Source organism: Lentilactobacillus kefiri (genome assembly GCF_009739535.1).
In the GTDB taxonomy this organism is placed as follows: Bacteria; Bacillota; Bacilli; order Lactobacillales; family Lactobacillaceae; genus Lentilactobacillus; species Lentilactobacillus kefiri.
Genome location: NZ_CP029971.1, coordinates 1,386,026 through 1,409,119 on the forward strand (window position 1 = coordinate 1,386,026; position 23,094 = coordinate 1,409,119).

At 42.1% G+C, this 23,094-nt stretch carries 22 protein-coding genes; 12 read left to right on the plus strand and 10 right to left on the minus strand.

Annotation, left to right across the window (positions count from 1 at the left end; translation table 11 throughout):
• Nucleotides 1–2: 2 nt before the first annotated feature.
• From DNL43_RS06560 to DNL43_RS06570, 3 genes are all read right to left on the minus strand, one after another.
• Nucleotides 3–1,469, minus strand: a complete 1,467-nt coding sequence (locus DNL43_RS06560; protein WP_095344860.1) for an amidase — start codon at nt 1,467–1,469, stop codon at nt 3–5.
• A gap of 35 nt (nt 1,470–1,504) precedes the next feature.
• Nucleotides 1,505–2,422 (minus strand): RluA family pseudouridine synthase, encoded by a 918-nt coding sequence (locus DNL43_RS06565; protein ID WP_179286801.1) that lies wholly within the window; start codon nt 2,420–2,422, stop codon nt 1,505–1,507.
• 73 nt (nt 2,423–2,495) lie between these two features.
• Nucleotides 2,496–2,969 carry a universal stress protein gene (locus DNL43_RS06570; RefSeq protein WP_054769146.1) on the minus strand — a complete coding sequence of 158 codons (474 nt, stop codon included), beginning with the start codon at nt 2,967–2,969 and terminating at the stop codon, nt 2,496–2,498.
• A gap of 175 nt (nt 2,970–3,144) precedes the next feature.
• Between DNL43_RS06570 and DNL43_RS06575 the strand changes: the two genes are divergently transcribed.
• The 3 genes from DNL43_RS06575 (at nt 3,145) to DNL43_RS06585 (ending at nt 5,180) form a co-directional block, all read left to right on the plus strand.
• A complete protein-coding gene (locus tag DNL43_RS06575) occupies nt 3,145–4,155 on the plus strand; it encodes a lipoate--protein ligase (RefSeq protein ID WP_056981314.1) in 1,011 nt (336 codons plus the stop codon).
• A gap of 145 nt (nt 4,156–4,300) precedes the next feature.
• Nucleotides 4,301–4,699 (plus strand): hypothetical protein, encoded by a 399-nt coding sequence (locus tag DNL43_RS06580; RefSeq protein WP_054769172.1) that lies wholly within the window; start codon nt 4,301–4,303, stop codon nt 4,697–4,699.
• Nucleotides 4,700–4,709: 10 nt separating this feature from the next.
• Nucleotides 4,710–5,180 (plus strand): hypothetical protein, encoded by a 471-nt coding sequence (locus DNL43_RS06585; RefSeq protein WP_054769145.1) that lies wholly within the window; start codon nt 4,710–4,712, stop codon nt 5,178–5,180.
• A gap of 272 nt (nt 5,181–5,452) precedes the next feature.
• On the opposite strand, the gene DNL43_RS06590 is transcribed toward DNL43_RS06585, so the two are convergent.
• Nucleotides 5,453–6,403 carry an NADP-dependent oxidoreductase gene (locus DNL43_RS06590; RefSeq protein WP_054769144.1) on the minus strand — a complete coding sequence of 317 codons (951 nt, stop codon included), beginning with the start codon at nt 6,401–6,403 and terminating at the stop codon, nt 5,453–5,455.
• 122 nt (nt 6,404–6,525) lie between these two features.
• Between DNL43_RS06590 and DNL43_RS06595 the strand changes: the two genes are divergently transcribed.
• Both DNL43_RS06595 and DNL43_RS06600 read left to right on the plus strand, forming a co-directional pair.
• The gene (locus DNL43_RS06595; protein WP_109249165.1) at nt 6,526–6,903 is read left to right on the plus strand and encodes an iron-sulfur cluster biosynthesis family protein; all 378 of its coding nucleotides are present in this window, start codon (nt 6,526–6,528) and stop codon (nt 6,901–6,903) included.
• Between the two features lie 24 nt (nt 6,904–6,927).
• Nucleotides 6,928–7,703, plus strand: a protein-coding gene (locus DNL43_RS06600) for an IS5-like element ISLpl3 family transposase (protein WP_086989537.1) whose coding sequence is annotated in 2 segments (ribosomal slippage) — nt 6,928–7,252 and nt 7,252–7,703 — 777 coding nt in all. Because the reading frame shifts where the segments join, the coding sequence is not laid out codon by codon here.
• A gap of 80 nt (nt 7,704–7,783) precedes the next feature.
• Here the strand turns inward: DNL43_RS06600 and DNL43_RS06605 are convergent.
• Nucleotides 7,784–8,362, minus strand: coding sequence for a TMEM175 family protein (locus DNL43_RS06605; RefSeq protein WP_054769142.1), 579 nt, complete (start codon nt 8,360–8,362; stop codon nt 7,784–7,786).
• 205 nt (nt 8,363–8,567) lie between these two features.
• Between DNL43_RS06605 and DNL43_RS06610 the strand changes: the two genes are divergently transcribed.
• A complete protein-coding gene (locus DNL43_RS06610; protein ID WP_056981318.1) occupies nt 8,568–9,968 on the plus strand; it encodes an APC family permease in 1,401 nt (466 codons plus the stop codon).
• A 63-nt stretch (nt 9,969–10,031) separates the two neighbouring features.
• Here DNL43_RS06610 and DNL43_RS06615 read toward each other — a convergent pair whose 3' ends face one another.
• On the minus strand, nt 10,032–11,225 hold the full coding sequence (locus DNL43_RS06615; protein WP_056981320.1) for an MDR family MFS transporter: 1,194 nt from the start codon (nt 11,223–11,225) through the stop codon (nt 10,032–10,034).
• Between the two features lie 192 nt (nt 11,226–11,417).
• On the opposite strand from DNL43_RS06615, the gene DNL43_RS06620 reads away from it, so the two are divergent.
• Nucleotides 11,418–11,843 carry an OsmC family protein gene (locus tag DNL43_RS06620; protein ID WP_054769141.1) on the plus strand — a complete coding sequence of 142 codons (426 nt, stop codon included), beginning with the start codon at nt 11,418–11,420 and terminating at the stop codon, nt 11,841–11,843.
• Nucleotides 11,844–12,084: 241 nt separating this feature from the next.
• Here the strand turns inward: DNL43_RS06620 and DNL43_RS06625 are convergent, their stop codons facing one another.
• The 3 genes from DNL43_RS06625 to DNL43_RS06635 form a co-directional block, all read right to left on the minus strand.
• Nucleotides 12,085–13,356 (minus strand): ISL3 family transposase, encoded by a 1,272-nt coding sequence (locus DNL43_RS06625; RefSeq protein ID WP_054769919.1) that lies wholly within the window; start codon nt 13,354–13,356, stop codon nt 12,085–12,087.
• 216 nt (nt 13,357–13,572) lie between these two features.
• Complete coding sequence (locus DNL43_RS06630) at nt 13,573–14,064, minus strand: C40 family peptidase (protein WP_056980982.1); 492 nt, start codon at nt 14,062–14,064, stop codon at nt 13,573–13,575.
• 36 nt (nt 14,065–14,100) lie between these two features.
• Complete coding sequence (locus DNL43_RS06635) at nt 14,101–15,000, minus strand: DUF5776 domain-containing protein (protein WP_056980980.1); 900 nt, start codon at nt 14,998–15,000, stop codon at nt 14,101–14,103.
• Nucleotides 15,001–15,405: 405 nt separating this feature from the next.
• On the opposite strand from DNL43_RS06635, the gene DNL43_RS06640 reads away from it, so the two are divergent.
• From DNL43_RS06640 to DNL43_RS06660, 5 genes are all read left to right on the plus strand, one after another.
• The gene (locus DNL43_RS06640) at nt 15,406–18,000 is read left to right on the plus strand and encodes a YfhO family protein (RefSeq protein ID WP_056980978.1); all 2,595 of its coding nucleotides are present in this window, start codon (nt 15,406–15,408) and stop codon (nt 17,998–18,000) included.
• A gap of 229 nt (nt 18,001–18,229) precedes the next feature.
• A complete protein-coding gene (gene gnd, locus DNL43_RS06645; protein WP_056980976.1) occupies nt 18,230–19,132 on the plus strand; it encodes a phosphogluconate dehydrogenase (NAD(+)-dependent, decarboxylating) in 903 nt (300 codons plus the stop codon).
• A gap of 561 nt (nt 19,133–19,693) precedes the next feature.
• Complete coding sequence (locus tag DNL43_RS06650) at nt 19,694–20,164, plus strand: helix-turn-helix domain-containing protein (RefSeq protein ID WP_054768864.1); 471 nt, start codon at nt 19,694–19,696, stop codon at nt 20,162–20,164.
• Nucleotides 20,165–20,263: 99 nt separating this feature from the next.
• Nucleotides 20,264–21,178, plus strand: a complete 915-nt coding sequence (locus tag DNL43_RS06655) for an ABC transporter ATP-binding protein (protein WP_054768863.1) — start codon at nt 20,264–20,266, stop codon at nt 21,176–21,178.
• A gap of 1 nt (nt 21,179) precedes the next feature.
• A complete protein-coding gene (locus DNL43_RS06660; protein WP_054768862.1) occupies nt 21,180–21,956 on the plus strand; it encodes an ABC transporter permease subunit in 777 nt (258 codons plus the stop codon).
• 106 nt (nt 21,957–22,062) lie between these two features.
• Here DNL43_RS06660 and DNL43_RS06665 read toward each other — a convergent pair whose 3' ends face one another.
• Nucleotides 22,063–22,905 carry an AraC family transcriptional regulator gene (locus DNL43_RS06665; protein ID WP_056980973.1) on the minus strand — a complete coding sequence of 281 codons (843 nt, stop codon included), beginning with the start codon at nt 22,903–22,905 and terminating at the stop codon, nt 22,063–22,065.
• Nucleotides 22,906–23,094 lie beyond the last annotated feature (189 nt).

A 23,094-nucleotide genomic window follows, 5' to 3' on the forward strand; every position in this document is an offset into this window, starting at 1 on the left:
AACTAATTTAACAATTTGAACTGTTGCTGATCTTCAAACAATTTCCCAATTTGAAGCAGCAAGTTTTCCCGGCCTTTCCGGGCGATAAACTGGATTCCCAAAGGCAGCCCGTTCTTACCAACATATGTCGGCAGACTGATTGCCGGTTGGCCGCTAATGTTTGCGAGTTGTGTAAATGGTGAAAGGGTCAATGCAGGAAGCCACTGATCCCAAATGATTTGAAGCTGCTCTTGAGAATCGTATTGTTCGATATTTTGCATTTTTTTCATGTTGGCTTCAGAAACCAAATCTCGATCAATTCTAGGTGCTTGATGAGCAGTCGTTGGAGTCAAATACAAATCAAATTCCTGCTGGAAATCATCCATATCGCTACTGATATTGTCCCAGAAAGTCAGGGCTTTGCTGTACTGAACTGCTGAAACCGAACGACCCGTCACATTTAACGCCCAGGTTAACGGTTCAACATGTTCCTTGATGATCTTGTCATCTAAATGCATGTTGGAAAACATCGTGGCGGTTTCACCGGCGTTCATGACATAGTACGTCTGCATCAAGCCAACTCCGTCGATGGGGGCATCAGCTGGGATAACGTCATATCCGGCATCCTTGAGAAACCGGACGGCATTTTCCACGGCTTCGACTGCCTCATCGGAAACCGGGGTCCCAACTGGTGAAGTGGTTGAATAGGCAATGTGAATATCCTTGGGCAGCTGGTTAAGAGCCTCTGCAAATGGCTGATCAGGTAACGGTACTTGAAATGGGGCGGCCATTTGAACGGTTGTCAGGGCATCTAACAGATTTGCGGTATCAGTAATTGAGCGGGTAATGGCAAAGTTGATGGAGGCACCCTGCCAACCTCGCCATTCACCCGGGCCGGTTGGGACTCGTCCACGAGTGGGCTTTAAGCCGATAGTGCCTGAAAATGATGAAGGGATTCGAATTGAACCGCCACCGTCATTTCCAGCCGCAATTGGCAGCCAGTCGGCCCCAACCGCTGCAGCTGACCCTCCTGAAGATCCACCAGGTTGAAAATCAGTATTCCACGGATTGTGAGCATTCCCATAAAGCTTGGAATCGGTAATGTTTTTGAAGCCAAATTCAGGGGCATTGGTTTCGCCGACTGGAATCAGCCCGGCAGCAAGTAATCCCTGCACGAAGTTGTTGGTAGTAGGGGCAACGTTATCTTTCAGCAACTCCGAGCTGCCAGTATCAAGCTGACCTCTAAAGGATTGGCCCAACCCTTTTAATAGGATTGGAATTCCAGCGAATGCCTGACCGGTATCATGAAATTCCTTTGCCATTTTTAGAGCGCGTTCCGGCCATAAACTTGTAACAGCATTCAATTGATCATTGTTTGCGTTGACGGTATCAATCAGTTCATGGACCAAATCCACTCGATCAATTTGATTTTCACGGATCATTTTCGATAATTCCGTTGCAGAATGTGATGCTAATAACTTTTCTGACATTGCAAACTCCTTAGTGCATGGCTTGCATGCAAATTCTAATGGCGTTTTTCCAGTCTTTTCTGAAATTCAATAAAGTGGGCTGGAATTGGCGCGGTAACAATCTTTTGCTTCCTTGAAAAGGGCAAAGCCAAGCCGACCTTCCATGAGTGAAGCAGCAAGTAATCGCTCTCATTACTAGAATTATACAACGGGTCTCCAATTAAAGGGTGGCCGACGGCTGCAAAGTGAACCCGAATTTGATGGGTTCGTCCGCTCCCTAATTTAATGGAAAGAAGTGAGGCGTTTCCGACTTCTTTAATGACCTCATAATAGGTAATTGCAGGAACGGCGCCCATTCCGTTAACCTTGCGCTTCCGTTTATCTTCCGGGTCCCTGCCAATTGGCAGATTGATTGTGCCGGTTTGAGAAAGGCCGGTTCCTTGAACCCATGCTAAATATCTGCGGGTAATCTGTTTGCTGGCAATGTCGTGAACCAGGATGGGCACCACCGCCGGATTCTTGGCAAAGATCATTGCCCCGCTTGTTTCCTGATCCAGCCGGTGAATCATATAGGGAAGGGTGTTTTCAGTTTCCAGATAAGCTGCCAAATGGTTGATTGTTGCGCCAACTTCACCCGGTTGATTAGGGTGGGTCTTGTCGCCACGCCGTTTATTGATAACGGCCAAATTCGAATCCTCATACAATATGTTGACAGTTGCAGCTGAATCCGCTGCGACATCTGGGAATGGCGAAACAAAATCGCTTGGTAAGAAAGTCAGCTGAACTTTTTCACCAGTTTTAACCGGGAAGTTGACCGGTCGGTATTTTCCATCAACCAATACTCTTTCGCCATGGCGGATGCTGTATACCAGGTGTTTTGGAAGTTCCCAATATTGACTTAACAGCGTTTTTAATGATTCGCCGTTCATGGATTCAGGAACGGTTTCGTTGAATATCCAATATTTATTCATCATGTTCAATTCCTCATATTCGAGATAAAAAAGAGCCGTGACAGAATGTTTATTGCCACGGCTCAATCATTAAGTATTATTTGGTTTGATTCTTTCCAGCTTTTTTATCTGGTCGGACAATCAACACATCACACGATGCGGTTCTGGTTACATAACTCGTAACGGAACCGATGATTAATCGTTCAACGGCGCTTAAACCAGTGGCACCAATGACAATCACATCGCTGTGGTGATCCTTGGGAAATTCTCTAGCAATAATTGGCTTTGGATTTCCAAAACGAATATGAATATTGACGTCTTTGACACCGGCATCAAGTGCTTCTTGTTTTAATCCTTCAAGTTTCTTTTCAGTGTTTTCAGTCAGCTTGAACACAACGTCGCCGCTTACAGCACTTCCGTATGTTTGGTTAAATTGGTTAACTTCTAAAATATTTAAAATGTCCAAATGCGCATCGTTTACTTTGGCAACGTCAATTGCCCGCTCCAATACCTTATTGGTAACGCCTGAACCATCAACTGGTACTAACACGTTTTGATATTTTTGTTCCATTACAATCACCCCGTAATCGTTTTTTACCATACCTAAACTATACCATTTTGAGGCATTAGATGTAATCAAATAAAACTTTCACAAAAGATTGCTTGTGATTGTAATCGCTTTCGTATGGTGCTAATATCAAATTGTTCAAGTATATTAACTATAATCTGAAAAGGGGCTTTTATATATGTATTATTATGTCATGAAATCCAATGATATCAGACGTAATCTGGCTACCGAACAGTATTTGATGAATGAAATTAAATTTGATGAACCACTGTTGTTATTCTATATTGAAGGACCATGTATCATTGTTGGCGGTAATCAAAACACCCTTGAAGAGATCAACAAAAAGTATGTTGATGAGCACGGAATTGTTGTCACCCGTCGGCTCTCCGGTGGTGGCGCTGTTTACCAAGACCTGGGCAACTTATGCTTCAGCTTTGTGGTGGATAGTGACAGTGAAGAGTTTGGTGACTTTAAGTCATTTGTTCAACCAATTGTTGACGCACTTCATGATATGGGTGCCAAAACTGCAGAAGTCAGTGGCCGAAATGATATTTTGGTTGATGGCAAGAAGTTCTCAGGAAACGCCATGTACTCCAAAGGCGGAAAGACCTTCTCACACGGAACTTTGATGTTGGATGTTGATTTATCCGTTATTCCAAAGGCTTTGGATGTTCCTGAAGACAAGATTAAGTCAAAGGGAATCAAGTCTGTCAGCTCACGGGTTACCAACTTGAAGCCATACTTGGCACCTAAGTATCAAAATTTAACCACTCCAGAATTCCGTGACCGTTTGTTGAAAGAATTATTCCACGTTGATGATCTTTCACTCATTAAAGATAAAGAATATCACTTAACAGATGACGATCAAAAGGGAATCGACAAGATTTTTGACGACTACTATAATAACTGGGATTGGGTATATGGTAATTCACCAGAATTCACCGTTAAGAAGCGTCAACACTTCACCAACGGTACGATCGATGCCCGTCTCCAAGTCGATGACGGTAAGGTTTCCAACGTTAAATTCTTTGGTGACTACTTTGGCCCTAAGGATTCCAATGAAGTTGCCGATAAATTGAAGGGTGTCCGATTTGAACGCAAAGACTTCGAGGATGCTTTGAAAGACGTTGATCTGAACAATTACTTCACCGGAATTTCTCGTGACGATTTCTTTGATATGCTTTTCTAAAACGGCTAAATACGTTAAACTGAAACTGTGAATAAAAAGATAAATTCCATTATCGAATTTATCTTTTTTTGTTGGAATTCTGGAGGGTAAAACGTTAAATGAAAAAAGAAGAAAAGCAGAAAAGCAGACAATTTTCTGGGCGGTCATGTCACTGCTGGTTTTTCTGGCAGTCACTTGGCTGATGACTTTAAAGATCATGCAGCTTGATGCGCCGGCTAAAGTCGGTGAAGCAATGCAAGTCACCTGGATTGCAATTGCATTTTACGCGGCAACGTTGATATTGGCACTTCTAAGGGTCAAGAGCAGCTATTACCTGCTGGCGGTCGTGATTGCCGTTTATACGGTTGGCTTTGTGGGGATGATTTCGACCATGTTTTTGAACAGTGATGCCGAAATTCTGGTTAAGCTGTTTGTCTCTGCAGTGGCGGCATTTGGGATTCTGGTAAATGTTTACTGGTATATCCTGGCGTTTCGATTGCGGGCAGCCTTGCAGCATGATACATTTCAACGACGAATTAACAAACAAAAAGGATTAAGAAGATAGGTGAAATAATTTGGAAAAAGATGCAGCGAGCTTTGTTGACGATGTAGTCAATGAAAAGATTGAAGGCAAGTCCTTCAGCAAAAAATTGAGTGAGATTGAAGCCGATCCCGCAAAAGTTATGCAGCCAGTCTATGACTATGTGGAAGAACAATTGAATTTAGGTAAATTGGCATACGGTGAGGTCAAGGCTTCCGATGAAGAGGTTGCTTTGAGATTGGAAACCAACTTAATCAACTTACCATTTAAAGATGCCAATATTATTAGCAAAATGATGCAGGATCAGGGAACTCTACCCGTCAACGTCTACATCGTCATTGTGTCACCCTGGGTTAATAAATCTGGATTACGAATTGATGAGGTTGCCAGTGCGGATGACTACATCGGCAATGTATCCAAATACCTGGACAAAATGAACAATTGGGTTTCAGAGCATTTGGATATGGTGAAAGAAAATCTCGAGAAACAGCCGGAAGACAAGTAGCTTAATAAAAGAACTCTTGATGTTTACGTCAATCTATGGCATAATACTGCTATGCGATGAGTCGAGAAATCACACAGCATTTATGCTGTCGCGCAAGCGATTAATGTGAATTCGAGCGGGACACAATTTAAGGCACAGATTTGCTGGTGTTTGACTTTAGCGGATTGTGGAATCCAAGAAGTCCATCTACTTTTAGTAGGTGCCGTAATAAAGAAGGTCAACTGAATTAATTCAGTTGACCTTCTTTTTTTATGATGTGATTTAGAGAATTACTAGATATTTAAGATGAGTTTACCGACAATATGACCAGTTTCACTTAACTTATGCAATTCCTGGACATTTTCGGCGTTGAATTTCAATTGAGTGGCCACTTGGACCTTTAATTTACCTGCGCCCAATTGATTGCTCAAAGTTGTGATCACGTCTCTGTTTGGATGAGCATTGATCTTCTTAAAGAAGACATTGTATTTCTTGCTCAGTCCCTCAGCTTGGTCGGTTGTTTCGACAATCGAGATAATGCGACCACCCGGCTTCACAACTTTAAAGGCATCCAGTTGATTTTGACCACCCAGGGTATCAAAGACCAGATCAACCTCGGGAGAGACTTTGGCAAACTCCTGGGTTTTATAGTCGATGACTTTATCTGCACCCAGTTTTCTGACATATGGGTCATTCGTTGCGCTGGTTGTTGTGATGACGTGGGCACCAATGTGTTTGGCAAGTTGAATTGCCATTGAGCCAACGCCACCGGATCCAGCTAATATAAGAACGGTTTGGCCAACCTTTAAGTGACCGGCGTCAAATAGGGCCTCCCATGCGGTTGTTCCCGCTAAGCCAAGCCCCGCAGCTTCTTGAAACGAGACCGTGATTGGTTTGTGGGCTACCTGACTGGCGTCAATTGCGTAAAATTCCGCATAGGTTCCCCGATTACTTGGGGTTCCATAACCGATAACCGCGTCACCAACTTTAAATCCGGCGACATTGTTACCAACTTGTGAGACCACCCCGGCCATTTCTTGACCTAAAATGATTGGGAATTTGAACGGATAGCGTTCTTTTCGCAAACCTTTCCGGGTTTTCCAGTCAATTGGGTTGACACCAATACTGACAACTTTTACAAGCAGTTGATTTTCATTAATTTTAGGAATGGGCATTTCTGTTTCAGTTAATTCGTTTCGATCACCGTAGTCATTAATGACGATGGCTTTCATGGACTTTGTCATTTGATCACCTCGTTCATATTATACTTGTAAATGGGCATTATTAAAAATGAAGATAAAAGATTGCACACAATTTAATTGACATCTTTGGTCAAAGGTTTAATATGACAAGAAGAGGTGAGAATATGAAACTAACAATAACAGACGCAGCTGTTAAACAGCTCAAGAAAAACTTCCCCGTTAACAGCCGGCTTCTTTTAAGCTTTGACGACGGTGTTGGTCCATTCTCCAAAGTTGGAGTTTGTTCACTTGATACCAGTTATGATATCATCGCGGTCGACAAGGACGCTCAAACACCTGATTATGATACCAGCTTGGATTCAAATTTTGGTGATTGGTATTTCAAAGGCTACAGTAAGATTTACCTTGATCAGGATATGAAGCTGGATTACAAGAACAACCAGATTATTTTGAGCAGTGAGAGCGGTATTATGGATAGTAATATTGAACTGAAGGATCTTACTAGGGACTGTCTGAAAACTAAAAATTCAGGTATAATCTGAGGAAAAACGAATCGAGGCATTCCGATGACAACACCTAAACGATACGAACTGGAAGATGCTCAGTGGGACCGAATCAAAGGATACTTCCCGCCATACCGGACTGGCCGTCCATCAAGCCTAGACAACCGTACCGCCCTCAACGCTATCCTCTGGCTCATGCGCAGCGGGGCTCCTTGGCGTGATCTACCTGAACGCTATGGCTCTTGGAAAACGGTGTATAGTCGCTTCCGAGCCTGGGTAAGTTCAGGCTTGTTCGAACAGGTTTTTCTCGAATTGATTGACGATCCCGACATGGAAAACTTGAGCTTAGATTCAACGATCGTTCGAGCGCATCAAAAGGCCACTGGGGCAAAAAAAACGCCGAATGTATGGTCGAAAATCAAGCTATTGGACTAAGTCGAGGTGGCCGAACGACCAAGATTCACGCACTCGTTGACGGATTAGGGAATCCCTTGGGTTTTCGCCTAACAGGTGGTCAAGTACATGATAGCCAAGTTGCCAGTGAGTTGCTGGAAGGCTTCGATATTTCTCAATCAAATATTATCGCGGATAAAGCCTATGGCACCGCGAAACTTCGCCAGTATATTGAAGATAAAGCAGGCGTCTATACCATTCCGCCAAAGGAAAATACCAAAGACAAGTGGACCTGTGATTACCACGTTTATTGTGAGCGCCATTTGATTGAGAACTTCTTCAATCAGTTGAAGAACTTTCGTAGGATTGCAACGCGTTATGATAAGCTCGCTCATGTTTATCTGGCTACGGTTTACATTGCCTCAATTTGCATCTTACTTAAGTAGTTTTCAGACGGACCCTAAACAAAACGTTTAAAATCTAAAAAATGTGTCCGGTCATTTGACCGGACACATTTTTATTTAACTTAAATTCTCTTTGCGGCATGCTCAATTTTTCGGTAGGGCATTACCCATAACAGCATGACGATGAATGTGCCAATCATGCCAAATTCATGCCAGTAAAATGATATGAAGAAGACGGCAATGAACGCTACCAACGTATAAATACTTTTGGGATCCCGGTGCAGTGATTCCACAACGGCTTTAACCGATTTGTTTGCCCGCACCAAGCTGATCCGCAGAAGGTTCCACGAAAGATTGATGCCGATAAACAAGAGGGTATAAAGCTGCGAACCAAATAGGCTGTGTGGATCCGAATCGACAATGCCGGTTGCAAATGGGACAAATGATAGGAAAAATAGCAGTAGCGTGTTGGACCAAATGACAAAGCCGTCGATTGTTTTAACCAGTAAAAACATGTGGTGATGATTACCCCAAACAATTGCCAACAGGAAAAATGAAATGGCGTATGACATTAATTCTTCATGAATCCCCCAAAGGCCGTGCCAGCTTAATTCTTCGGGATGTTTAAGTTCCAAGACCAAAACGGTCATGATGATAGGAACAATGGCGTCAGTAAATGCCTCCAACCGATTCTTTTTCAAATTCTTCACCCCTTCAAAGTTTCTTCTATACAAGGATACAATACTTTGGGGATGAATGGTTCTTTTGCGACTTTGACTAAATATACAACTATTTTTCAATAAACCGGTTACATCAACGGATTGAAATTGACTTTATGCAGTCTTGAAAGTTAAAATAGAATAAGTATTTTAATCAATCATTCATTTTACTTGTGGAGGCTCGTATATGTCATTATTAGCAAGAATTTTTCGCCGCGAGCAATTAGACCGTTATCTGGAAACTGATAAGAAGTTCATCAAAACAATGTCAGCTTTTGATTTAATTGCCCTCGGTATTGGTGCCGTTATCGGTACTGGTATTTTTATTCTCCCTGGGACCGTCGCTGCAACCAAAGCCGGCCCTGGTATCATCATTTCGTTTATTGTTGCCGCAATTGTGTGTTCGACTTCGGCAATGTGTTATGCCGAATTTGCTTCTGCATTACCCGTTGCCGGAAGTGCGTATTCATATGGAAACTTGGTCTTCGGTGAAATTATCGGCTGGATTCTTGGCTGGGCCTTAATCCTTGAGTACGTGTTAGCCGTCGCTGCGGTTTCAAGTGCGTTGGGCGCCTACTTCCAGTCGTTCCTGGCAGGATTCCACATCGGCTTTCCAAAGGCGATCTCCGGTCCGTTTATGCCTAGTCAGGGGACGTATGGAAATCTGATCGCAATTATTATTGTGGTCTTAATTTCTTGGATGTTGAATCAGGGAATGCGTTCATCCGTTCGACTAAACAACATTATCGTGGTTGTTAAAATTGCCATTATCCTCTTATTTATCATTGTCGGACTCTTCTACATCAAGCCTTCCAACTGGCATCCATTCCTACCGTTTGGCTGGCACAGTTCTCATGGTGGTGTTCTTGGTGGTGCAGCTGCCGTCTTCTTTGCCTACTTGGGATTTGATGCAGTTTCCAGTTCCGCTGCCGAAGTTAAAAACCCAAAGAGAAATATGCCAATCGGAATTATCGGAACTTTGATTGTTGCGACAATCCTCTATGTTGGGGTTTCAATTGTGCTGACAGGAATGGTTTCTTATACCAAATTAAACGTTTCCGACCCAGTTGCCTTTGCATTACAATTCGTTCATTTGAACTGGGTTGCCGGAATTATCTCCCTGGGAGCTTTAGCCGGAATGTTCACGATGATGGTTACCATGATTTACAGTTCATCAAGGTTGATTTATTCAATTGGTCGTGATGGTCTGCTGCCAAAATTCTTGGGCCGGCTTGATAAAAAGGGCAGTCCCAAAAACAGTATGATTACGATTACCATCGTGATTGCTTTCATGGGTGGCTTTGTCCCATTGGAACAGTTAACCAACTTGGTTAACATTGGAACTTTGATCGCATTCCTGTTTGTGTCATTTGGGATTATTCCGTTGCGTCGAAACAAAGAAATTCAAAATCATCACGGTTATCAAGTTCCTTGGTACCCGGTTTTGCCAATCATTTCCGGCCTGTTGTGCATGCTGATGCTGTCACAACTTCAGGCTGAAACCTGGATTGCATCTGGTATCTGGTTTGCATTTGGATTGGTACTATACTTTGGCTATGGCTTGAAGCACAGTCAACTTGGTAAATAAATTAAATCATTTAAAATTAAAAGGCCCTCACACTAATGTGTGAAGGCCTTTTTGATGATCATTTTAACGGTACATAACCAGTTTTCCATGCAGCGTGTTCCACAACACGATAATGCCCATGAGGACCAGTAAAACAGCTCCAGTTGCGATTATGAACAGAATTGTGTATGAGGACATTTCAATGACCAAACCACCAAACAGAGGTCCTAAGGCACGTCCTGCTGAGGCCCATGATTGGATCAGGCCTTGATAGCGCCCCTTGGCTTCGACGGGCGTCAATGTATTAACCAATGCTGGAATTGTTGGCAGGGCGGTAGCCTCACCAATGGTCAGAGTCATCATTGCGAGAACAAAGAACGGATAAGTCTTCGCAAAGATTAAAACGACAAAAGATAATGACATCAGGAAGACGCCAAAGAAGACTTCTAAGATCATATTTTCGTGATAGCGGGAAATCCAGTTAATGATAATTTGGCTCACAACGATGACACCACCGTTAATGGTCCACAGGAAACTGTAGTTTCGCAGCGGGATGCCAATCCCAGTCATGTACACTGACAGGTTGGAAACCCATTGCTGGTACATAATCCAGATAATGAATAATGCCATGAAAAAGGTGAACAGCATAATGGCGTTGGCCCTTGGCAGGCTTTTGGGACTCCAACTGGTCTTCTCGGTATCCGAAACTTTCTTTCTGGATTTGTTTGCTGCAGGTTTGAACTTGAAAAAGACAATGATCAAGAAGATCATAAACAAGCTGGTTGCAACCACAAACATTAAGGTGACACTAATGCTATAGATGAAGCCGACCAAAGAGGTTCCGATGACGATCCCTAGGTTCTGGGCAAAGTACAGCATGTTAAAAACGTAGCGGCTGTCTTGAGAAGTGATACTTGTTCCAATCGAATTGACAACGGCCAGATTCCAACCGCTGCAAATCCCGTTAAAGAATAGGATAATCCCAAAAGTCGGCCATCCGTGGAAGAAAACCAGCAGGATCAATGTGAGGATGGTTGACGATACGCCCCCAACCAATAAGTGATAGGGGTTCTTCCGGTCATATAAATACCCGCCGAGATAGCTTCCCAGCACGCTGGCCAACGAGTTAAACAGTAAAACGACACCGATCAGGGTTAGAGAAACTCCCAGCCGATCATGAAGATAGACACTTGTTAGCGGCCAGACAAAGCTCATTCCAACCGCACTGAACATCGCACCAATGATCAGCCATTTTAAATTCATTTCATTTTTGGGCATTTATTTGACCTTCTTTCATTCGATTTTTTGCGCCACGTTCCAGTGTATCAAAAAATCGAATCGAATGGGGATGTTATTTTGAAAGTAAGCGGTAACAATTGCAAGTGCTGTTTGATGGACTTCACCCATTAAATCACATATTATTAAGGCGTTGGATGAAGTTATTGGTTTGTTAAATAGGAGGAATTATATATGGCTGTTGACGGATCACTTTATCATACTGAAGTTGTTAATGAACACGGATTAGTTGGTGAAAGCTACGTTCGAGGAAACGAGGGCTTGGCTTTGGGTGTAAGCAGCTCATTAATTAGTAGTCCAGGAACCAACCCGGAACAATTCATTGGCTTTGCCTTGAGCACTTGCTTTAACGCAACTATTGGATTGGTTGAACGTAAACACAACTTGAAGCCGGATACAGTTATTCACACAGCAGTGGATAATTTAAAGGATACAACCGGATACAAGTTTGTCGTTCGCTGCCAAATTCTCTTTCATGAGTTGGATGACGATCAGGCACAAAAGATGGTCGATGAAGCATTGGACACTTGCCCAGTTGCCAAACTATTGAAGGCCAATGAGAATGTAACGTTTGAAGTGGTAGATAAGTTCTCGTTTTAGAGATAAGAGTGTGACGAGACCCGGGAGACGCGGTTTCTAAGGGTGCTTTGATTGAAGCCCATGGTTCTGGGGCTTTAATCAAAGTGCACTTAGAAGTTAGCGTCTGGGTCGTCGAAACACGTTTCGGCAAACGATCAGTCCACATAGCTTAAACAACGCGAACAAGTATCACCTACATCAATTCTACAAAAAAGCGGTTCTTCGTCAACTGTTATTGGTGAACAAAATATTGGAGTTCTAATCACTTGGTGATTAGGGCTCTTTTTGTATGAACTCGAAAAGCGAACAGCACTCTTAGCCGGAATCTGAAGAAGTTTCGGTAACCAAATCCAGTGCGCTTAATGACTTTAATCTTGTTGTTTGAACCTTCTAAGGGCCCGTTGGTGTAGTGGTGGGTGAAAGTGTTGCCAATTTCATCATGATGAGCCGCCAAGGTTTGGAGGGCTGCCAACATCTCTTCCGAGCACCCCTGCAGGTGGTGAAAGGCTTGATTATAGTTGGGCCAGTCGCGGTTTTTGATGGTTTCACGTAACCAATTCATCACGTCGTAAGTTTGCTTGAGCTCGGGATCAATGTCCAGTAAAGCATCAACCACATCCGTGGCAGTTGCCGGATAAGGGAAGTTTGTCCACTTGCGGAAAGCCTCGTAGTTAAGGTGATTGGCCGGCGTTAATAATAGTTTCCAATAGCGTTTCAAGGCGTGATACTGGCGCGAGGAAGTGGCCAGGGTTTTCATGAGACGCACTCGCGTCTTGTTAAAAGCCCGGTTTAAAGCGTTAACTAAGTGAAAAGGATCAATAACAACGATGGCGTTCGGGAAGATCTGCCCAACCAATTTGGGATAGGTATAGTTCATATCGGTGACGATAATTTTCACATTTTCTCGTGCGGCTTGGTCATAATGCTGGAAATACTTTTGAAGCTGATAGATGGTTCTAAAGGGCAATAGGTCAATTAATTCGTGGGTTTCGGCGTCCATAAATTCAAAGCTCATCGCGTCGGTGGCACTCTTAGTGCTTTTAACTTCGTCCATGAGGAGAACTTTGGGTAAGTAGTGCCAGTTGGTTTTAAAGTCCCGTTCAGCCCGTAAGAGCTGCCGACCAACGAATGAATCCGAAGTGGACAATTCATTGGCAATGTGTTTGAGGCTCACTGGTTCCGTTAACTTCTCTAAACATTGTTTCCGGGTTGTATTTGAAATCGTGCAGTGCTTCGGCACTGCACTCGTCTGCGCCAGGAAGTTGGTATGACAAGCCTTACAGTGAAAGTTTCGCCGATTGAGGCATAGGATAACCGTGCTGCCCAATGTTTTAGCGAATCTAATGGTGGTCCTTCGCCAACCATAGCCAATGATCTGGTGATCATTAATAACCCCACAGTTGCGGCAAGCCTTGGGGGAATAGTTCAGCGACCCGTTTAATCGGATCACCCCATCATCACCTATTTTGCCATTCTCAATTTTTAAGTGTTTATCATCTATTCCTAACAACATTTTCGTAGTATCATTTGACATAGGGCATTTCCTTCTTTCTCTAAAATCTTCGTGGTTGTTGGTTTTGATGAACGGACAGGAAATGTCCGCTTTTTTATTCTAATGAAAAACAAAAAATCTGTCATCAGTAATAGATAAAAATCTATTACCAACAACAGATATTGTAGAGCCAAAAAAGCACCAGTCACAAACCCTTGAGGCTTGTGACTGGTGCTTTACGTTTTTTATTTAGTTTGATTAGTCGTAACTTAAAGTAGTTGGGCGTGAGAATCCAACCACGTGCCACCATGGTGAGTAAACTTTTTCAGTAACCACACCGCGGTTTTGTGAATCGATCATGCGACCATTACCGATATACATACCAACGTGTGAAATACTGTGTTTGCTTCCACCGAAGTATACCAAGTCACCCTTTTTGATGTTGCTCTTTGAAACTTTCTTTGTTCCGTTGTATTGTGCTTGAGCAGTTCTTGGAATTGACTTCTTGATTGACTTTTTGTAAACATATTTAGTGAAACCTGAGCAATCAAAATGTGTAGGTCCAACAGCGCCGTAAACGTAACTTGCACCAAGATGCTTTTTAGCAACTTTCAAAACTTTTGAATATGATTTGTTTGATGAGCTGGCGTCTGCGTTGTTTGCTGAAGTATATGAAGTAACAGCGAATGCAAATAATGCTGCGAGCAATAAAACTGGTTTTAAGATTGATTTGATAATACTGTGTGACAAGATTAGTTCCCCTTTACTTTGCGTAGTTTCGTTAAATTAGTCAGTTACGTATGCTTTATTAGCGGTGATGTAATTTCCGTTTGAAAGTTGGAACCGATAAGCTCCACCATTGGAACGGGTGATTGATTTAACTGAAAGCTTCTTGCCTGCAGTAATCTTTGAAACCCGACTTTTGAAATTAACATCTTTATATTGATAAACATTTTTTGAAGTTGAAATCTTTTTATCACTAGGAAGTGACGTGAAGTAGGTTGGCTTTGCGGCATCTTTGGAAGATGTCTTTAACCATGAGTTAACAACCGAACCCTTTACCGCTTTACTTAAATCAACTCTTCCACTGATTCCGCTTAATGAACCGTGTGAAGTATATTGCCAAAGATCTGTTGTAACGTTTGGCTTAGCGGAATAATTGGCAATCCATGAACCGTCAAACTTGGAATAGTTGATTTTGTGAACATTGACGTAATTCTGGTATGAGTAGTAAACCAAAGGCTTATTGGTTAACTTTCTCATTTGAGCAAGCCAGGCATTAACGTAAGATTGTTCTGAGCCATGACCCTTTCGGTGTTCGTTATCCAAAACGTAGAAACGAGCTTTGGAACTTGCACGTTTATAAAAGTCTCTTGCTTCCTTTTTGGCATCAGCCACGCTGCTGAACTCTGCGTAACCGTATTGGCCGAATGGAACGTTATATTTATATGCGCCGTTAGCGTTAATATTTTTATGAGTATCAATTCTGAAATCTGCGTCCCCAGTGTCACCATGTTGGACCCGGATAATTGCAAATTTTAATTGTTTGGAAGCTTTACTCCAGTTGATGTTTCCTTGGTACTGCGAAACATCAGCAATCTTTGTTTTGGCAGCGGATGCGTTAATCGCAAATGTGAATGCTGCCACAGCACCCATTAATAGGCCGGCTATTTTTCGAAATTTCATATTAGTAATAGTCCTCCTTTAAAAACTTACAAGAACAATTATATGAAATGAATGCTACCAACCAGTATCAGGATTGTTTCATAAATGTTAAGAAAGATTTCATACTTTCTTCATATCTGTGTGATCCCTATGGTGACAGGGCTTTACACAGTAATTTAATTATCCAAATATTCGAAATTTTTTCGATATATTTTCTATTTTCCTTGGATATGGGGTCAAATTGACCTTAAATGCCTGCTTTATTACAAGTTAAGGGGGTGGAATGTAACAAAACATCGAAGTTCCTTAATAGTTGGTAAAAAAGTTCTTCTATATAATGTTCCAAATGAATGGGAAGTTATAATGATGGGTGTTAGAAGCTTTGTGAACTTCTATAATGTGAAATCTAATTTGAGGTGGATGAACATGCTGTCACAACGTGGTAGTCATACGAAACGTCATTTCTATATCCTTGCAGTACTGATCCCGTTGTTATTGGTCAGTGCTTTATTTGTGCTGATTGGGATTGCACCATTTGGCTCCCATAATCTGTTGGTCAGCGACCTTTCCACGCAGTATTTGCAGTTCTTTGCTGAATTAAAGCGACAGATGGCTCATTTCTCTTTTTCGAGTTATTCCTTTCTAATGTCAATTGGGGACAGCCTTGTCCCAATTTATGCTTATTATTTGCTGAGCCCACTGAATATCATTATTTTATTCTTTGGAAATGCCCAGTTACCCATAGCTATTGACCTGATCATTTGGCTGAAGCTGATTTTGTGCTCAGTCTCCATGAGTGTCTTTTTGGGTAAAAAGTATCAAATGTATGATCTGATGGCCATTTATGGTGGCTTTGCATACGGTCTGTGTGGATTTGTGTCGATGTATTTCTATGATTTGATGTGGCTTGACGCTTTGATTTGGCTGCCGGTGATGATCTATGGCCTGGAAAAACTCTACTATTATGGCAAGCCGACGATTTATGTTATCAGCCTGGTTGCGATTATTTTGACGAACTTCTACATGGGCTACATTATCTGTGTCTTTAATGTGTTGTACATGGCGTTTTTGTTAAAGAAAAACCAGCCTTACAGATTGCCGTTCTTTGAGAATTTGAAAGCCAACTGGCGTAAAATTGGCTGGTTTATTTGGTATTCGTTATTGTCGGGATTGACCACTGCCGTTGTGCTGATTCCTACCGCAATTGCCATGATGGCAACTGGAAAGAAAGATTTATCGGTTGTCAATTTCTTATTTAAAGGAACATTTGGATTAAGCTTTCCGGTTAACTTTGGCGTTGGTGGGAACGATTTTGCCGGCCGCCTGGTCCATAATCCCAGTTTCTTTACCGGGTCGTTATTTATAGTTGGAATCGTTGTGTATTTTCTTTCCAAGATGATTACTAAACGGGATAAGCAGGCTGCCGGAATATTGGTTGGCGGAATTTTTGTCGGCATGTGGCTGTTACCGTTGAATACGATTTGGCATATGATGCAGCAGCCGGCCGGGTTCCCATTTAGAATGGTCTTTTTGTTCAGCTTTGCGATTATTATGATTACCTATGAAGGTTATCTTCAGGGGATGTTTGCCGAAGAAAAGCTGTTGATTCGTTGTGCAGCGGGAATTACCGTTGCTATTTTGATTGGCTATGTGTTTGCCAATATTGACGGTCAAAAGATGATGGAATTCAGATTTGATATTCCACAACTTTCGGTATCGAACATTGTTCTTGTGTTTGTAGTCGGCTTTATGATTGTGACGACGATTGCCTTGATTGGCGTTGGCAAACAGCGCCGTTCCAGTCAAATCTTTTTAGGATTCATTCTTGCCGCTGAACTTGGCCTGAACTTTATGATTGCGACTGACGGGGCGCCGTTTGGTAACCAGAAAGCCTTCGAGCACACCTATGCCCAATCTATCAAAAAGGTTGATACCATTGAAAAACAAAATCAATCCGACCGCGGCTTCTATCGATTTGTGATTGTTAATAAGCCGTTTCGAAACCTGTTCAAAGTTCCATATAACGGATACAATGATTCATTCTTATACCGAAACTATGGCATCAGCTCTTACAGTTCGACTCTGAATACTCATACCCATCATGTATTGGGCGACCTGGGATTTTCTTCCAGAAATATTCGGCGGATTGACTCGTTTGGTGGAACCGCCATTACAAATTACTTCTTTGGCCTAAAGGACTATTACTTTATCGGAAATGATACCAACAAGCTAACGGTTAGGAAGCAGACTGCCGGGCTTGGGTTTACGGCTGATAATCAAATCCAGCATTTAAAATTAAGAAGAGAGCTGGTATTCGACAATCTCAATCGGTTTGTTCAAAAAGTCGCCGGTAATCATAAACAATATATTGTTAAGCCGACGATTGTCAGCAATGCCCATTATGTCACCCGAGATTACTTTGGGTATAAAGCCCAGTTCTATGCAAATACGACGGGGCCACAATACCTCTATGTTCCAAGAGTTCGGCTGATTGGCGTTTCAATTTATGTCAATGGTCAAAAACTTTCCAACCTATATAGTGGGTTGGGGACGGAAATGGTTCCGTTGGGTTATATGCAAAAAGGCCAGATTTCCACCGTCACGATTCATTCCAATAAAGAGTTGCCCAAAATTCCGCGAGACATTGGCGGAATAAATATGCGGAATCTCAAACAAGTTGTGAAGGATCAAAATAAGCATCTGTTCAAGCTGCAGAATCCAAGTCGATTGAATGAGCATGGTGGGCACTTTAAAGGAACCGTTAACGTTGGCAACAAAGCAAGAACTCTGGTGATTACGATTCCGTTTGATCAAGGCTGGCAGGTTAAAGTAGATGGCCAGCAACAAGCCGTCAAGCGAGTTGCCGGCGGGTTGGTTGGCATTCCATTGTCGAAAGGCAGCCACCACATTGCCTTTAACTATCATATTAGAGGCTTGTTGGCAGGGGTTGGCGTAACCCTTCTGGGGCTGGTTAGCCTATGCTGTACAGCCATTTGGCGGTATTATAGGCGGAAAGTGTAAAACATTTACACTCCTCGTTAAATAGAGCGGAAAGATTTTGTTAACCCTTTTGTTATTAATAATGCCGTCATATCAGCGTTACTGGAACTCATTTTAAATTATTTTCATAAAAGATGAACTTTTTTGAAAATAATTATCAATAACCCTTGCGAAAATTCTTTTCAAAATATATAATGTTCTCGTAGACAAGAAACTAACTAATATATAAGACGAAAGAGGTACATTACTTATGCAAATTGGTATGATTGGTCTCGGAAAAATGGGTCTTAATCTTGTTAAGAACATGATCCGTAACGGTAACGAAGTTGTTGCATTTGATTTGGACGAAGCAAACATTAAATTAGCTCAAGAAGCAGGTGCAACTCCCGCTTCAAGCAATGCTGATCTTGTAAGCAAGTTGGACGCACCACGCACTGTATGGATTATGGTTCCAGCAGGCAAGCCAACTGACTCAACTGTTACTGAACTGGTTGGCCTTCTTTCAAAGGGTGACTACCTGATCGATGGTGGTAACTCATTCTATCAAGACTCAATTCGTCATGGTAAGATTGCTGAAGAAAAAGATATTAACTTCTTCGATTGTGGTACTTCAGGTGGTAAGAACGGTGCTCTCAATGGTGGTAACTTCATGATTGGTGGTACTAGTGCCGAAGCATTTGAACACATCAAACCATTATTCGAAGGAATTTCACAAAAAGATGGTTACCTTTACACTGGTAAGCCAGGTTCAGGTCACTACTTGAAGATGGTTCATAACGGTATTGAATACGGTATGATGGAAGCCATCGGTGAAGGTTACGATGTTTTGGACCACAGCCCATATGACTACGACAACGAAGCTGTTGCCAAAGTTTGGGTAAACGGATCAGTTATCCGTGGCTGGCTCATGGAATTGGCTCAAGAAGCATTTGCTAACGATGCTAACTTGGATCAAATTTCAGGCAAGATGTTCTCATCAGGTGAAGGTAAGTGGACTGTTCAAGAAGCCCTCAAACAAGGCATTCCAGTTCCAGTTATCACTGATTCATTGTTCGCACGTAACCGTTCAATGGAACAAGATACATTTACAGGTAAAGTTGTATCAGCATTGCGTCACGGATTCGGTGGCCATGCAATGGATATGAAAAAGTAAAGAGCGTGACGAGACCCGCCTTGGGCCTGGTGCGTAAGTGAAAAGTGTGTATCAATGGACGTGCTTTGTCCATTGATACACACTTTTTATTTACGTGTAAGGCCCAGGGTCGTCGGAACGCATTTCTGCTAGATAGCAGGAATACGCGATTTGGTGTATAAGGGAAGAAGACCAATGATGAACTTGTTCATCGTTGGTCTTCTTTTCTTATACACCGGGGTTGGGTTGCAAGCGCACGTTTCAGCTAAGTAACAGTAAAGCTGGGTCCATGGTCGTCGCCAGTAGGCTAGGCAGGCGTTCCCGCCGGCCGTTGGAACGCATTTCTGCTAGATAGCAGGAATACATGGTTCGGTTTATAAGAGAAGGAAGCCAATGATGGGCGTAAGTTTGCCCATCGTTGGCTTTTTTTGCGCGCAGCGGTTAACATCATTCGCGTCCAACTAATGATCACCAACTTTTGGCAACCAATCGTAACATAATCAGTCAGGCGGAGTTGGTTGTTTGGCGCATATAGGCTGGTAACATAAGGTATGAATTAAATGATAAGGAGGATAAATCAGCATGACAGAAAATTCGAATATTGCCCAGAACTTACGTGATCAACGTAATCATCACGGCTATACATTGGAACAGGTTGCTGAAAAAGTCCACGTTTCACGGCAGGCAATTGCTAAATGGGAGAGTGGTGAGTCAGCTCCCGACATTTCCCATGCCGATTTGTTAGCTAATCTTTATGGCATCACTTTAGATAATTTAATTCATTACAGCATTGAATCCAACAAAGTGGGAATTCCACCAAAGGGGAAGTCCCTATATGGAACTGTAACCGTTGGTGAACGGGGACAGATTGTCATTCCCAAAAAAGCTCGGGACGTGTTTGGCTTTAATAAAGGAACCAGTCTTGTTGTTTTGGGCGACACGACCGGCGAACTACCCGGAATTGCACTTGTAAAAAGTGATACTTTTCTTGATCGAGCACGGGCATATTCAGATGTTGCTAGTCAACCCAAGGCCGATGACCATGATAAATGAGTCGTTTTGGTAGTCTGTTCATTTGTTTGCCGGTAATTTGTCTTTCTATGATTAACAATGGCTTGGTTTAAAAGCTGATTAGTTCAGCGGGAGGATCATATGACAACCTCAATTTTAGATATCGAACACCTTAGTAAAAGCTTCGGTCACAAGCAGGTTTTGAAAGATGTTTCATTCGGGGTTCAGGCGGGACACATTATTGGCTTGGTGGGTCCTAATGGTGCTGGTAAATCCACTATCATGAAGGCAATTCTTGGCTTATTTAACTATCCTGAAGGAAAAATAATGGTTGATGGTGAAGTGGTTTCACCGACCAGTCATCAATCAATGGATGAGGTGGGTGCTTTAATTGAATATCCAGGAATATACCCATTTTTAACCGGTTATCAACACCTACACCTGTTTTCAAAAAAGACAACCTCAGACACTCAGGTAATGGACATTGTCCGCAAACTGCGGATGGATGCTTATATTAATCGCAAGGCTAAGACTTACTCTTTAGGGATGAAACAAAAGCTGGGCATTGCTTTGGCACTCGTCAACAATCCCAGACTTGTCATTTTAGATGAACCCATGAACGGATTAGATCCTCAATCCAATAAAGATTTGCGCAATCTCATTCTCAGTTATGCAAGAAGTGGAACCACATTTCTGATATCCAGCCATATTTTAAGTGAACTGGAGAAGTTAATTGACGATATCGTTGTGATTGATCAAGGACAAATTGTTTATACCCAAAGTATGGTCACCCTTGAAAGTGGCAGTAAAAAGCTGTTGGCTTTCAAAACTTCGGATGACGTAAAGGCAAGTCATATTTTAGCTCAACATGGATATCAGCTTGATAAAAGTGGTGGCGTTTCGGTTATCGAAAATGGGCAAAACCAGATGGCTGACATGATTAATTTACTGACAGGCAACGGCATCAATATTGAAGATGTTCAGCATGTTCACAATGACTTGGAGACCATCCTGCTTAATCTGCTTAAGGATGATCAAGTAAAGGGGTCGAAATAAAATGATAACTTTAGTTAAACAAGAGTGCTTCAAATTACTTCATAAAAGCAGCACTTACATCTCCTCGGCTACTTTATTACTATTGATGACCGCCCTTGGATTTTTAAGTAAATATTACCCAGGTTCCTGGGGCAAACCGGAAATCCAGTTTGTCCAATTATTTGCAGGGATTTATTGGATTCCATTGTTTATGATTGCGGCCTGCAGTTCCATTATTGCCATGGAATTTCAATACGGGACTATTAAGGAATTACTGTATCGTAAATATTATCGCGGCCAAATTTTAATCAGCAAATGGATCACCATGTTCCTTTATTCGGTTTATTTCTTTTCTGTTTCCTTGGCATGGTCGTTAGTGATCAAAGCTGTGTTATTCAACGATACGTTTAAGTTAAGCGATCAATACAATAACCAGCTGACCATTATCCATGCGAATATTTTGATCATCATCGGATCGTTCCTGGTCCTTTGGATGATTCTGAGCTTGGTTTTGTTACTGGCAAATGTCTTCCGAAGCACAGCTACTGCAATTTCCATCGGAATTGTGGGGTATTTTGGCTTGTACATTATAGAAGGAATGATGATTAAGATCATGAATCGGTGGGAATGGCTGAAATGGAATCCGTTAAACATCTTGAATTTGCCATTGCAGTTGACCGAACCAAATGCCGACAAGGTCACATTATTATCAACTCCGGAAATGGTCGGCGCATGCCTTGGGTATACGATCATTTCGCTGGTATTGAGCTATATCGTTTTTAAGCGAAGAAGCGTTTAGAAAACAAAAAGTCCCACTTGAATAACCTGGCGTAAAGGTTGCCTCGTTACTCAAGTGGGACTTTATTTGTTAAGTGCTCGTTGTTTTTAAATGATCCCAACTGAAACTATTTTTGATATTTCTTCTTATATTTACCAGGTGAAAGGCCAACAAGGGTATTAAACGTCCGAATAAAATTACTATAAATTCCAAATCCGGAAGCTTCGCAAACCATTGTGACAGTGTGACCTTCGCGCAAAAGCTGCTTTGCGAGTTCGATCCGCTTCTCGATGACATACCGATGAATCGACAATCCGGTGTACTTCTTGAAGGATCGATCCAGGTAATTGGGGTTCATGAAGAATTCGTCCGCAAATGCCGACAAGCTTAGATCACCGGCTAAGTTGTCATCAATGAAGGAAGTGACTTTTTCCAAGAACGGCGGCATGATATTTTTAGGCTGATCTTTTACGGGATGAACTTCGTTGGCAATGAGTAAAATTTGTGAAAGTAGAATTCGGGCTCTGACGTCACTGCCATATTCAGTTTTATCAAGGGTTGGGATGAGCTGGTCGCAAAATGCAATATAGTCGTCAATGAAATCTTGATTAAGATTCAAAATATTAACATCTTTATTATCCTGGGTTTTAAAACAGTCAAATAAATCGGTCTTTGGGGTGGAAAGTTGGTTGATTAAGTCGACTTTGATGTTTAAGAAAATTCTTTCGTATGGGGCCGAACTTTTTGTAACCACCCGATGCCAGACACCATTTGGAATTGCGATCAGGTAGCCGGGCTTGATGGGGAATGCTTTATGAGGGGTGTAGAAAGTTACATCACCTGAGATGAATAAAATGAGTTCAATATGGTTTGTATGTTGATGAAAGGGACTGTCGTGATGACGGCTTCGATTATGGGAACAAACAATATCTGTTGGAAGCGTTCCGTCCAATGGTAAATCAATAATCATTTAGCGCACCTGCCTTTTTGCAATGTTTATGTCAAACTACGCAAAGAATGTGCTTTATTAAGCGTTTACAATTCCAATTGTACAGAAATATTGAAGCTAAGTAAACGGAATGCGCTGTTTGCTGGCAGGAGATTTGGCTATTTGTCAAGATAGTGGATGAAATATGATGGAATCGATACTGCTGTTTTG